Raw genomic sequence first — 11,566 nt, forward strand, 5'->3', positions numbered from 1 at the left:
CCGGGTCATTCGCCCGGTTTGACGTAAGCTGAGTTCGTGTTCGTTGCCACCTGGATCCTCATCGCCATCCATTGGGGCGGCGCGCTGACGGGGCTGTTCGCTTTCGTGCATGCGCTGTTGCAGCGCGCGGACGCGTACTCGGCCGCCGATCGGAAGACCAAGCCCATCTGGATGCTCATCACCGGCGGATCGACCGTGGTGCTGACCTTCTTCCAGTTCTACGGCGGCGGCATGATCCTGTGGCTGCCCGCACTGGTCGCGGTCCTGGTCTACCTCGTGGACGTCCGCCCCAAGCTCATCGAGGTGCAACGCGGCGGCCGCAACTGGTGATCGAGTGCCGGTTCGGCGGAGCTGAGATGTACTCGGACAAGTCACCGAACGCGTGAACCCGCCCGGCCGAAGGCCCCGCTATCGCGGTGGAAGGGCGCCCTGATCGCCCATCGTGCGTGTTCTACCGGGCGGCGCCCTGCCGACATTAGGGTGGCCCTGTGACTAACTGGACCATCGCCGGAAGCCTCACCGTCGTCCCCGCCCTCTCCCGCACGGACCTGCTCGCCGAGCCCGTCGCCAAGGCGCTCGCCGCCCTGCCCGATCCGGATGCCGTCGGCGTCGTCGAGATCGACGCCGACCTGGCCGACACCGCCGCTTTCTGCGAGGCGTACGGCTCACCGCTCTCCGCGTCCGCGAACTGCGTCGTCGTCGCCGGCAAACGCGCCGGTGAGGTCCGGTTCGCCGCCGCGATGATCCTCGCCACCACCCGCGCCGACGTGAACGGCGTGATCAAGCGCCGTCTCGACGTCCGCAAGGCCTCCTTCGCCCCGATGGACGAGGCCGTCTCGCTCACCGGAATGGAGTACGGCGGCATCACGCCGGTCGGCCTGCCCTCGGAATGGCCGATCCTGATCGACCAGCGCGTCGCCGACGAGCCCGAACTGGTCATCGGCAGCGGTATCCGCGGCGGTAAGCTGCTGATCTCGGGCGCGACCCTCGCGGCCCTGCCCGGTGCCGAGGTGATCGACGGGCTCGCGCGCCCCGTCGAGTGAGGCTGTCCACAAAGGACTTCTCGCTGGCCTCGGCCTTCGAGGCCGCGTTCCTCGCCCCGCCGTGCCGCGGACGGGGCTGGGCCGCGCCGGTGAGATCATCCCGCTGGCGCACGCCTTCCAGGCGTTCGCGTGGGCGGCGGTGAACGCTCAGGAGCGGGCAGCCGCGCGGGACTGGATCGCCAGCCCGCGCGGGGTCACCCAACGCGTGACGAGCGCGAAAACGCCTTCGCACACCAAAGCCAGTACGACGACCGCGATGCCACCCGCCAGGATCTCGCCGTGGCCGGGTTCGCCGAGGGCGAAACCGTCCACAATGTACCGTCCGAGCCCGCCGCCGTCGTTGACGATCGCGCCGATCGCGACCGTCGCCACCAGTTGCAGGAACGCGACGCGGGCACCCGCCAGGATGACCGGAGACGCGAGCGGCAACTCCAGGCGCAGCATGATCTGCCACTCGCGGTAGCCGGTTCCGCGCGCGGCGTCGACGGTTTCCTGCTCCAGCTGGACGACGCCCGCGTAGGTGTTCGTGAACAACGGCGGCAGCGCCAAGGCCACCAGCGCCAGCATCAACGGCCAGAACGTCGTGTCGACTTCGAGCCGGGCTGCCAGGAACCAGAACAAGATCACCAGCCCGAAGCTGGGGATCGCGCGGCCGATGTTCACCGCGCTCGTGGCGAGGAACTGCGCGCGGCGGTAGTGCGCCAGCCATAACGCGGGCGGGATCGTCAGCACGGCCGAGATCGCCAGCGCCAGCAAGGAGAACTGCAGATGCTCGACCGTCCGGTACGGCACGCCCGCCGGGTCCGTCCAGCTCCAGCGGTTCGGTTCGCCGAACCACTCGATGGTCTGGTCGATGATGCTCATCGCGACGCCGCCTTCCGCGACCACGGCGCGAGCGCGCGCCCACCGAGCCACAGCAACAGATCCACCACCACGGCCAGCACCACGGAAAGCACCACGCCGACGATGATCGACGTCGGGTTCGGCGTCGCGGTCTGGATCCCGTTGCGGATGAAGTACCCGAGACCGCCCTTGCCGAGCATGGAAGTCACCGTCACGAGCCCGATCGTGGTCACCGCCGCGACCCGCAGGCCCGCGATCACCACCGGCAGCGCGAGCGGGAGTTCGACCTGCCACAGCAACCGCGAACGCGTGAAACCCATGCCTATCGCGGCTTCGCGGACTTCCTTGGGTACTTGTTCGACGCCGGTGACGATGTTGCGGATGAGGATCAGCAACGTGTACGTGGCCAAGGGAATCACCGCGGTGGTGAAGGACGTCAGACCGGTGAAGGGCACCAGCACGGCGAAGGCACCGAGGCTCGGGATGACGTACAACGACCCCGCCGTGCTCAGCGCGATGACGTAGAACCACCTGCGGCGCAGCGAAACCACGGAAACACCGATCGACACCACCAGCCCGATGGCGAGCGCCGCCGCGGTCAGCGTGAGGTGCTCGCCGAGCCGCTCGAAGATCTCGTCGAGATGGCGGTCCACCCACCGCCACTCGAAGAGCGGCCGTCCACCTTGGGTGGCAACGGGGAACACGGAGGAGGCTCGCACCGGCAGACCTTACCCCGATCGGGCGGCCGGATTCCGCTCTCTGGGAGCAGAAGGGGCGGAACTCTCAAAATGTGGATTCTGTCGTGACCCGGGGATACGGTTCGTTCCTCTGAACGAGTCATAGGAGTGTGTGCACGTGCGCTGGACACGGAATGTTCGAGTGGGCGCGGTGCTCGCCGCCGCCGTCCTCGGTATGACCGCCTGTGGGGGAGGCGACGACGCGGCGGCCCCGGCCGCGCAGAGCAAGGGCGGGGCACCGATCGTGGTGGCGTCCTTCAACTTCACCGACAGCGTGATCCTCGCCGAGCTGTACGCGAACGCGCTGGAGGCCAAGGGTTATCCGATCACCCGCAAGCTGAACCTCGCTTCGCGCGAGCTGATCTACCCGGCGCTGAAATCCGGCGAACTCCAGTTCATCCCGGAATACCAGGGTGCCGCCATCACCACCGGATACGGCAAGGAAGCCGCGAAGGACGCGCAGGCCGAACACGAGCAGCTCGAGAAGTTGTTCGAGCCCGACGGCATCGCCCTGCTGGAGCAGTCGCCGGCGGAGAACAAGAACACCTACATCGTGAAGGCCGACCTCGCCAAGGAGAAGGGCCTCAAGAAGATCAGCGACCTGTCCAAGGTCGACAACGTCATCGTCGCGGGCGGGCCGGAGTGCGCGGAGCGGCTTCCCTGCTTCAAGGGCTTCACGGACGTCTACAAACTGAAGGCCACGTTCCAGACCGTGCAGGAGGCGGGCCCGCGCGTCGAGCAGCTGCGGTCCGGCAAGGTCACCGTCATCCCGGTCGACTCGGTGAGCCCGCTCGTCGGCGACCCGCAGTTCGTGGTGCTGGAGGACGACCTCGCCATCGTGCCGACCGAGAACGTCGTGCCCGCGGTGAACAAGAAGGTCCTCGACGAACGCGGCGCCGACTTCGCGGCCGCGGTCAATGCCGTGAGCAAGGCCCTCGACACCGTACAGCTGCGTGAGCTGAACAAGCGCGTCGACTCGGACGGCGAGAAGCCGGCCGACGTCGCGAAGGACTGGCTGAAGGAGAAGTCCCTCATCTGAGGCTCTTCGCAAGTGAGATGAAGGGGCCTTTCATAGCAAATTTTGCTATGAAAGGCCCCTTCATTGCAGTCGGAGGAGGGGCGCCCGCTCCGGCTGCGGGCGTCGGTGGAATCGTGGACGCTGTCGTTGCACCACGGGTGAAAGGGAGTGGGATGGGAAAGGTCACGGCCATCGCGGAGCGCACCATCGAGGCGCCGGCGGACAAGGTCAGGGCGCTCGTCGCCGACTACGCCGAAACCCGGCCGAAGCTGCTGACCGAGCACTACCGCGACTACGAGGTCACCGAAGGCGGAGCCGGCGCGGGCACGAAGGCGCGCTGGAAGCTGCAGGCCACGTCGAAGCGTGTGCGTGACGTCGCCGCGACGGTGACCGAGCCGTCCGAAGGCACCCTCGTCGAGACCGACGCGAACTCCAGCATGGTCACCACCTGGACCGTCCGCGAGGTGCCGGGCGGCAGCGTCGTCCGCATCGAGACGACCTGGGACGGCGCGGGCGGCATCGGCGGCTTCTTCGAGAAGACCTTCGCGCCCGGTGGGCTCAAGCGGATCTACGAGGGAGTGCTCGGCAAACTCGCCGAGGTCGTGTAGTGCTCGCCACAACCGGAATGGCCGCCCCGGTCCGCTCGTTGTACCCGGCGTGAATACGGGGCGATCGCCCCGCTTGGGCAACAGACTTGGAGTTACCTCGTGAACGCAACCGAGATCCGGCTCGCTTCCCGTCCGCACGGCGTCCCCACGCTCGAGAACTTCGAGATCGCCGACGTCGAGATCCCGGTGCCGGGCGAGGGGCAGATCCTGGTCCGCAACCAGGTGCTGAGCGTGGACCCGTACATGCGCGGCCGGATGAGCAGCGCGAAGTCCTACGCCGAACCGTACGAGGTCGGCAAGGTCATGCACGGCGGCGCCGTCGGTGAAGTGCTCGAGTCCACCGTGGATGATTTCAAGCCCGGCGACATCGTGCTGCACGGCCTTGGCTGGCGCTCGCACGCAGTCGTCGCCGCGAAGCACGCGGTGAAGGTCGACCCCGAGGCCGCGCCGATCACCGCGTACCTCGGCGTCCTCGGCATGACCGGGCTCACCGCGTACGCCGGACTGCTCGAAGTCGCGGAGTTCAAGGAGGGCGACACCGTCTTCGTGTCCGGCGCGGCGGGTGCCGTCGGGTCCGTCGTCGGCCAGCTGGCGAAGCTGAAGGGCGCGAAGCGGGTCATCGGCAGCGCGGGCACGGACGAAAAGGTCAAGTGGCTGACCGACGAGCTGGGCTTCGACGCGGCGTTCAACTACAAGGACGCCCCGGTCGCCGAGCAGCTGCGCGCGGCGGCGCCCGAGGGCATCGACGTGTACTTCGACAACGTCGGCGGCGAGCACCTCGAAGCGGCGATCGACTCGATCAACCTGCACGGCCGGATGGCGATCTGCGGGATGATCTCGGTCTACAACAACACCGAACCGGCCGCGGCGCCGCGCAATCTCGCGTCGATCATCGCGAAGCGGTTCACCATGCGCGGCATGCTGGTCGGCGACCACTACGCGCTTCAGCCGCAGTTCGTGAAGGAGGTCGCTCCGCTGGTCGCCTCCGGGAAGCTCAAGTACTCGGAGACCGTTGTGGACGGTATCCGCAACGCGCCGCAGGCCTTCCTGGACCTGCTGGGCGGGGCGAACACCGGCAAGATGCTGGTCCGCGTCTGACCCCGCCTCACGTGCAATGAAGGGGCCTTTCATCGCAAATTTTGCGATGAAAGGCCCCTTCATTGCACGCGCGGAGGCTCAGTACTGGGTGGTGAGCGCGCCTTCGGTCAGCGCGGCGTCCAGCGCCTCCGCCGACATGTCCAGCTTCATCTGGTCACGGAAGATCTGGCCGGCGGTCGGCAGGCTGGAGCGCTCCGGCCAGGTTTCCGGCTTCCACAGCGAGGACCGCAGGAAAGCCTTGGCACAGTGCATGTACAGCTCTTCGACCTCGACCATGATCGCCAGCGCGGGCCGCTTCCCCTTGACCACGAGGTCGTCGAAGAACGGCGCGTCCGCGACCAGTTTCGCGCGGCCGTTGATCCGCAGCGTCTCGTTCATCCCCGGGATCAGGAACAGCAGTCCGGCGTGCGGGTTCTCGAGGATGTTGGTCTGGCTGTCGAGCAGCTTGTTGCCCGGCCGGTCCGCCAGTACCAGCGTCTTGTCGTCGAGCACCTTCACGGAACCGGCCGGGTCGCCCCGCGGAGAGACGTCACACGTCCCGTCGGACGACGCCGTCGCCAGCAGGTAGAACGGCGAGTGTTCGATCAGCGTGCGCGCGTGCGGATCGAGGAAGGGGATGATCTTCCCCTTGGTGCGCTCGGCCGGGTGGCCGAGGTGTTCACGCAGCGCTTCGCGCGTCTCGATCACTTTGATCTCTGAGGTCCCCATGACCCCAGTGAACCACTAGAACACGACAGTCCGGTTCCCGTGCACCAGCACGCGGCCTTCCAGGTGCCATCGCAGCCCGCGCGCCAGCGTCACCTTCTCGATGTCGCGGCCCTTGCGGACCATGTCCTCGACGGAATCGCCGTGGTCGACGCGGATGACGTCCTGGTCGACGATCGGACCCGCGTCGAGGTCCGCGGTGACGTAGTGGCAGGTCGCGCCGATGAGCTTCACTCCGCGCGCGTGGGCCTGGTGGTAAGGCCGCGCGCCGACGAACGACGGCAGGAAGCTGTGGTGGATGTTGAGCGCCCGCCCGGCCCACGCCGCGCACAGTTCCGGGGGCAGGACCTGCATGAACCGGGCGAGGACGACGGCGTGCGGGTCGTGCTCGTCGACGAGTTTCCGCACTTCGGCGAACGCGGACGCCTTGGCCGCGGCGTCACCGGCGGGGAACCGGACGTGGTGGAACGGGATGCCATGGGCGCGGGTGATGTCGCCCAGCGAAGCGTGGTTGCCGATGACGGCGGCGACGTCGATGTCCAGTTCGCCGGAGGCGACCCGGCCGAGGAGGTCGTAGAGGCAGTGCCCGGCCTTGGAGACGAGGATCACGGCGCGACGGCGCTCACCGGTGTCGCTGACTTGCCAGCTCGACTCGGCCGAAAGCGACTTCGCGACGTCGGCGAATCGGGTGCGCAGTTCGGCGGCGTCGAACGGGAGCGAGTCGGCGCGCACGACCTGGCGGGTGAAGAACCAGCCGGTGTCGGGGTCCGTGTGGTACGCCGCTTCGACGATCCAACCGCCGTGCTCGGCGAGGAAACCCGAGATACGGGCGATGATGCCGGTGCGGTCAGGGCAGCCGAAGGAGATCACATAGCGACGTTCAGGGTTCGACACGGACTCCATTGTCGCTGGTCTCGGCCGCGGCGCGGCGCCGGGTCAGTATCCGGACTCGGACCCGCCGCCCGACCTCGATCGCCGCGACCAGCAGCAGGCCGAGCGCGAAGGACAGCAGAAGGCCCTTCTCCGGTTCGTCCGCGAAGGCCGCTCCGCCGACGAGACCGATGAGGACGCTGTAGACCGCCCAGATGCTCGCACCGAGGGCGTCGAGCGGGACGAACTTGCGCGGCGGGTAGCCGAGGCTGCCGTTGGCGAGCCCGCTCGCGACCCGTCCGCCGGGCAGGTATCGGGCGGCGAGGATCAGCAAGACGGCGTTGCGCCGCACTTGGATCTTCGCCCATTCGTAGCGCCGGACCCCGTCCGGGCCGCGCTGCAGGCGGGCGAGCGCTCGCGGACCCGCGGCCGCGCCGACGGTGTAACCGAGACAGTCGCCCAGCCAGGCCCCGAGCGCGGCGACCAGCGCGAGCAGCGCCAGCTGGGAGAAGTCCGTGCCGATCAGGACGGCGACGGTGATGACGGTGGTCTCGCTCGGCATGAACGGCAGGAGCGCGTCCAACCCGGACACGAGGAACACGATCACCCACAGCCAGGGCGATCCGAGCGTGCCCTCGAGCAGCTCGGTGACGTACTCCAGCAGTTCCACGGTTCCATGGTGATCACCGCAGGTCGCTTTGGGGTGACGGAGCGGGGTTCGACCGGTGAATTCCTAGTCCGGGGCGACCGACGACCACGGCACGGTGAGCTCACCGAGCCGCCACCGCGACGGCCGGTTCAGCACCGGCCAGCCCCGGGCGGTGAGGAGGTGGACGGCGTGCGCCCAGCGGGCGCGGACGCCGAAGTTCTGGTGCGGCGCCGCCGTCGCCCAGCATATGTCCAAAATAGACAATAGCTCGTGGACACGTTCGCCGGGAACGTTGCGGTGGATGAGGATCTTGGGCAGTCGTTCGGCCACTGTGGACGGACGTTCCAGGCTGGCGAGATGGACGGACAGGGTCAGGCTGCGCGGTCCGCCGGAGCCGACCGCGACCCACGTGCTGAGCCGCCCGATCTCGTCGCAGGTGCCTTCGACGAGCAGCCCGCCCGGCGTCATCGCGTCCAGCATCAGCGACCAGGCGCCAGGGACCTCGGCTTCATCGTACTGGCGCAGCACGTTGAACGCGCGCACCAGCACCGGCCGCGTCCCGGCGAGTTCGAAGCCGCCGCGCCGGAAGTCCAGCCACGGCCGGTCGACGGCGGCTTGCGCGACGGCGACCCGTTCGGCGTCCAGCTCCAGGCCCAGCACCCGGACGTCGCGCCGGACCGTGCGCAGCCGGCGCGCCATTTCGACCGTGGTCACCGGTGAGGCGCCGTAGCCGAGGTCCACCACGAGCGGTTCGTCCGCGCGGTGCAGCAGCCGGGTCACGTCAGGGTCGCTCGCGAGCCAGCGGTCGACGCGGCGGAGCCGGTTGGGGTTGGTCGTGCCCCGTGTCGGTGCCCCGACCGGTTTCAGCGCTCGGCCAGCCACTTCGCGACGAATTCGGCCTCGCGTTCCAGCAGCTTGGTGACCTGTTCGGCGATCACGCCTTCCAGCTTCCCGCCGACGAACGGGATCCGCACCTTGACCTCGCCGCTGTTGACCAGCGTCACCTGCTCACCTTCGCCGGTCAGCGACGTCTTCGCGGTGATTTCGCCCGGCACGCCCGAGACCGACGCCGTCGCGGTGCCGGTGTAGCCGGATCCGGCGGTCTTCCAGGTCTGCTCACGCTCGACGATCAGATCGCCCCGGTGCAGCGTCCGCACGGCCGACGGGAGCTTGTCCGAGCTGATGCCCTGGCGCAGCTTGTAGCGCACGCCGTCCCCGGCCGGGACGTACTCCAGCAGCTCCGCGTCGTCGCCGCCGATCTCCTCCAGCCTCGCCCGCAGCGCCGCCTCGCCGGCGACCGCGTCGAACGTGGTCGCGAGGTCTGCGGAGAACGTCGATCGGTGCTCGATACGGGAGGCCATGGCGCCAGACAGTACCGTTCACGGGCGTGAGCACTGCCGAAACTCCCACCCAGCACGCCGCCCTCGCCGACCACACCACGTTGCGGCTCGGCGGTCCGGCACGGCGTTATGCCGAGGCGAAGACCGCGCGGGCCCTGGTCGACGCGGTCCGCGAGGCCGACGAAGCGGGCGAGCCGGTCCTGCTGCTCGGCGGCGGTTCGAACCTCGTCGTCGCCGACGACGGCTTCGATGGCGCGGTGCTGAAGGTCGGCAACACCGGCTGGACACGTGACGGGGATCTCGTCGAGGTCGCGGCGGGGGAGAACTGGGACGGTTTCGTCGAGGGCCTGGTGGCCGACGGTGTCGGCGGGCTCGAATGCCTGTCCGGGATCCCCGGTTCGGTCGGCGCGACGCCGATCCAGAACGTCGGCGCGTACGGCTGCGAGGTGGCCGAGTCCCTGGTCTCGGTCGACCTCTACGACCGTGCCACCCGCGAGATCCGCACGCTGACCGCCGACGAGCTCGGCTTCGGCTACCGCACGTCGATCCTGAAGGGGACCGACGCGGGCGTCGTGCTCACCGTGCGTTTCAAGGTCACCGAAGACGGCCTCTCCGCTCCGATCCGCTACGCCGAACTCGCCCGCACGCTGGGTGTCGAGATCGGTGACCGGGTCCCGGCGGCCGAAGCACGCCAAGCCGTCCTCGGCCTGCGTCGCGGCAAGGGCATGGTCCTGGACGCCGACGACCACGACACGTGGAGCGCGGGCTCGTTCTTCACCAACCCGATCATCGGTGAGGCACGGCTGGCGAAGGTGCTGGCGGGGATCGTGGACGTCGTAGGCGAGGACGTCCGCGTGCCGCAGTACCCGGCGCCCGGCGGTACGAAGCTGTCCGCCGCTTGGCTGATCGAGCGGGCCGGGTTCGCGAAGGGCCACGAAGGGCCCGGCGGCCGGGTCTCGCTGTCGACGAAGCACACGCTCGCGCTCACGAACCGGGGCAAGGCCTCGACAGAGGACCTTCTCGCTTTGGCGCGCGAAGTGCGCGACGGCGTCGAGGCTCGCTTCGGCGTGTCACTGCACCCGGAACCCCTGCTCATCAACTGCTCGCTCTGAACCCCTGCCCGCATTTAGTCCTCTGAATGCGGTACTTGCACGCGCAAAGACCGCATTCAGAGGACTAAATGCGGGTGGTGAACAACCCCACGCCGTCCCGTGCGTCTATCCCCGTAAGGGGCGCGGGTGACTTCCGTCGCCGCGGGTAACGTCGGAGAGGTTCCCAGCGCTGAGCGGGTAGGGGCTCGCGGGGAGACGGGGATCTTCATGGGAGGTACACGTGATCGAACGGCGCACGGTGTTCAAGGCCGCGCTCGCCGCGGGGGCGGCCATGCTGGCCGCTGCCTGCTCCAGTGGTGAAGGCGGCAACGCCAAGCCGGAAGGCAGCGGCGGCGGAGAGCAGAACGCCGCCCCGGTCGCCAAGATCACCGCCGAACCCGCCGCCGACGCCAAGGACGCCTCCGTGGTGACACCGGTCGTGGTGAAGGTCGCCGACGGCAAGCTCACCGAGGTCAAGGTCACGGGGGACAGCGGCAAGGACGTCAAGGGTGAACTTTCCCCCGACGGGCTCACCTGGACCAGCACGGAGGTCCTCGGCTACGGCAAGACGTACACCTACGCCGCGAAGGCCACCGGCAGTGACAACAAGCCGGCCGAGTTCAAGGGCTCGTTCAGCACGGTCAAACCCGCCAAGGAGGTTCGCGCCACGCTGAACCCGACCGACGACGCCGAGGTCGGCGTCGCGATGCCGATCAGCGTGAAGTTCGCGTCCCCGGTCAAGGACAAGGCGGCCGCCGAAAAGGCACTCAAGGTGAAGACCGACAAGGACGTCGAGGGCTCCTGGGGCTGGCTGTCGGACACGCAGGTCGACTGGCGGCCCAAGGAGTACTGGCCCGCCAACATCAAGGTCAACGTCGAGGCGAAGCTCTACGGTGTCGCGCTCGGCGGCGGCGCGTACGGCAAGGCCGACGTGACCACCGAGTTCAAGATCGGCCGCAACCAGGTGGTCAAGATCAACACCCCGGACCACGTGATGAAGGTCTACCGGGGCGGCGCGGAATCGGCGAGCTACCCGTGCTCGAACGGGCTCGACTCCGACGTCCAGCGCAACACCCCGAACGGCACGTTCATCGTGATGACGAAGGAGCCGACGGCGCGGTTCGACAACGCGCGCTACGGCTACACCAACGTCAACAAGAAGTGGGCCTGCCGGATCTCGAACAACGGCGAGTACATCCACGAGAACCAGGACAACGCGGCGAACATCGGCAAGGCCAACACCTCGCACGGCTGCGTGAACCTGCTCGACGCGGACGCGAAGAAGTACTTCGATTCGGCCATGATCGGCGACCCGGTCGAGATCACCGGTTCGAAACTGAGCAGCCCGACCAAATCGGACGTCAAGGACTGGTTCTACGACTGGAAGTCGTGGAAGGCCCTCTCGGCGATCAAGTAGCGAGGGCGCGGGTGGCCGTTCGGTACAGGTGGTCGTGGGTGGGGTTTTTGGTTTTCCCCCCCAAACCCCCCCCCCCCCCCCCCCCCCCCCCGGCGGGCCTCCCCAGCCCAAACCTGGCCCTTTCACCTCTTGGGTTTGAAAGGCTCT

At 68.3% G+C, this 11,566-nt stretch carries 14 protein-coding genes; 7 read left to right on the forward strand and 7 right to left on the reverse strand.

The annotated features are described in order from the left end of the window. Positions 1–36 precede the first annotated feature (36 nt). Together AC069H_RS04570 and AC069H_RS04575 are read left to right on the forward strand one after the other, a co-directional pair. Entirely contained in the window at positions 37–330 is a 294-nt protein-coding gene (locus AC069H_RS04570) for a DUF2516 family protein (protein WP_034310520.1), read from the forward strand. A 158-nt stretch (positions 331–488) separates the two neighbouring features. Further along, complete coding sequence (locus AC069H_RS04575) at positions 489–1,043, forward strand: YbaK/EbsC family protein (RefSeq protein WP_478231346.1); 555 nt, start codon at positions 489–491, stop codon at positions 1,041–1,043. A 147-nt stretch (positions 1,044–1,190) separates the two neighbouring features. On the opposite strand, the gene AC069H_RS04580 is transcribed toward AC069H_RS04575, so the two are convergent. Together AC069H_RS04580 and AC069H_RS04585 are read right to left on the reverse strand one after the other, a co-directional pair. Then, entirely contained in the window at positions 1,191–1,907 is a 717-nt protein-coding gene (locus AC069H_RS04580; protein WP_478223550.1) for an ABC transporter permease, read from the reverse strand. After that, positions 1,904–2,590, reverse strand: a complete 687-nt coding sequence (locus AC069H_RS04585; RefSeq protein WP_478224420.1) for an ABC transporter permease — start codon at positions 2,588–2,590, stop codon at positions 1,904–1,906. The genes AC069H_RS04580 and AC069H_RS04585 overlap by 4 nt, the downstream gene beginning before the upstream one ends. Before the next feature lie 175 nt (positions 2,591–2,765). Between AC069H_RS04585 and AC069H_RS04590 the strand changes: the two genes are divergently transcribed. The 3 genes from AC069H_RS04590 (at position 2,766) to AC069H_RS04600 (ending at position 5,347) form a co-directional block, all read left to right on the forward strand. Next, on the forward strand, positions 2,766–3,662 hold the full coding sequence (locus AC069H_RS04590) for an ABC transporter substrate-binding protein (RefSeq protein ID WP_478224419.1): 897 nt from the start codon (positions 2,766–2,768) through the stop codon (positions 3,660–3,662). A gap of 152 nt (positions 3,663–3,814) precedes the next feature. Then, positions 3,815–4,249 (forward strand): SRPBCC family protein, encoded by a 435-nt coding sequence (locus AC069H_RS04595; protein ID WP_478231347.1) that lies wholly within the window; start codon positions 3,815–3,817, stop codon positions 4,247–4,249. Between the two features lie 99 nt (positions 4,250–4,348). Further along, complete coding sequence (locus tag AC069H_RS04600) at positions 4,349–5,347, forward strand: NADP-dependent oxidoreductase (protein WP_478231348.1); 999 nt, start codon at positions 4,349–4,351, stop codon at positions 5,345–5,347. Between the two features lie 78 nt (positions 5,348–5,425). On the opposite strand, the gene AC069H_RS04605 is transcribed toward AC069H_RS04600, so the two are convergent. From AC069H_RS04605 to AC069H_RS04625, 5 genes are all read right to left on the reverse strand, one after another. Continuing rightward, a complete protein-coding gene (locus AC069H_RS04605; protein ID WP_034310533.1) occupies positions 5,426–6,055 on the reverse strand; it encodes a pyridoxamine 5'-phosphate oxidase family protein in 630 nt (209 codons plus the stop codon). 15 nt (positions 6,056–6,070) lie between these two features. Next, positions 6,071–6,955 (reverse strand): formyltetrahydrofolate deformylase, encoded by an 885-nt coding sequence (gene purU / locus AC069H_RS04610; protein ID WP_478231349.1) that lies wholly within the window; start codon positions 6,953–6,955, stop codon positions 6,071–6,073. Further along, positions 6,933–7,592: a DedA family protein gene (locus AC069H_RS04615; protein WP_478223545.1), complete on the reverse strand. Its 660-nt coding sequence runs from the start codon at positions 7,590–7,592 to the stop codon at positions 6,933–6,935. Before AC069H_RS04615 ends, purU begins: the two co-directional genes overlap by 23 nt. A gap of 63 nt (positions 7,593–7,655) precedes the next feature. Continuing rightward, positions 7,656–8,453 (reverse strand): class I SAM-dependent methyltransferase, encoded by a 798-nt coding sequence (locus tag AC069H_RS04620; RefSeq protein WP_478231350.1) that lies wholly within the window; start codon positions 8,451–8,453, stop codon positions 7,656–7,658. Continuing rightward, the gene (locus tag AC069H_RS04625) at positions 8,435–8,932 is read right to left on the reverse strand and encodes a DUF2505 domain-containing protein (RefSeq protein WP_478223543.1); all 498 of its coding nucleotides are present in this window, start codon (positions 8,930–8,932) and stop codon (positions 8,435–8,437) included. The genes AC069H_RS04620 and AC069H_RS04625 overlap by 19 nt, the downstream gene beginning before the upstream one ends. Before the next feature lie 26 nt (positions 8,933–8,958). Here AC069H_RS04625 and AC069H_RS04630 point away from each other — a divergent pair, with 26 nt between their 5' ends. Continuing rightward, on the forward strand, positions 8,959–10,023 hold the full coding sequence (locus AC069H_RS04630) for a UDP-N-acetylmuramate dehydrogenase (protein WP_478231351.1): 1,065 nt from the start codon (positions 8,959–8,961) through the stop codon (positions 10,021–10,023). Between the two features lie 220 nt (positions 10,024–10,243). Next, the gene (locus tag AC069H_RS04635) at positions 10,244–11,419 is read left to right on the forward strand and encodes a L,D-transpeptidase (RefSeq protein WP_478231352.1); all 1,176 of its coding nucleotides are present in this window, start codon (positions 10,244–10,246) and stop codon (positions 11,417–11,419) included. Positions 11,420–11,566: the final 147 nt, after the last annotated feature.

This window comes from Amycolatopsis sp. NPDC043887 (assembly GCF_056435665.1).

Bases quoted from the DNA above. Each gene is read 5' to 3' on its own strand.
- purU (WP_478231349.1), bottom strand. From the start codon at position 6,955: ATGGAGTCCGTGTCGAACCCTGAACGTCGCTATGTGATCTCCTTCGGC.
- AC069H_RS04580 (WP_478223550.1), bottom strand. From the start codon at position 1,907: ATGAGCATCATCGACCAGACCATCGAGTGGTTCGGCGAACCGAACCGC.
- AC069H_RS04605 (WP_034310533.1), bottom strand. From the start codon at position 6,055: ATGGGGACCTCAGAGATCAAAGTGATCGAGACGCGCGAAGCGCTGCGT.
- AC069H_RS04625 (WP_478223543.1), bottom strand. From the start codon at position 8,932: ATGGCCTCCCGTATCGAGCACCGATCGACGTTCTCCGCAGACCTCGCG.
- AC069H_RS04595 (WP_478231347.1), top strand. From the start codon at position 3,815: ATGGGAAAGGTCACGGCCATCGCGGAGCGCACCATCGAGGCGCCGGCG.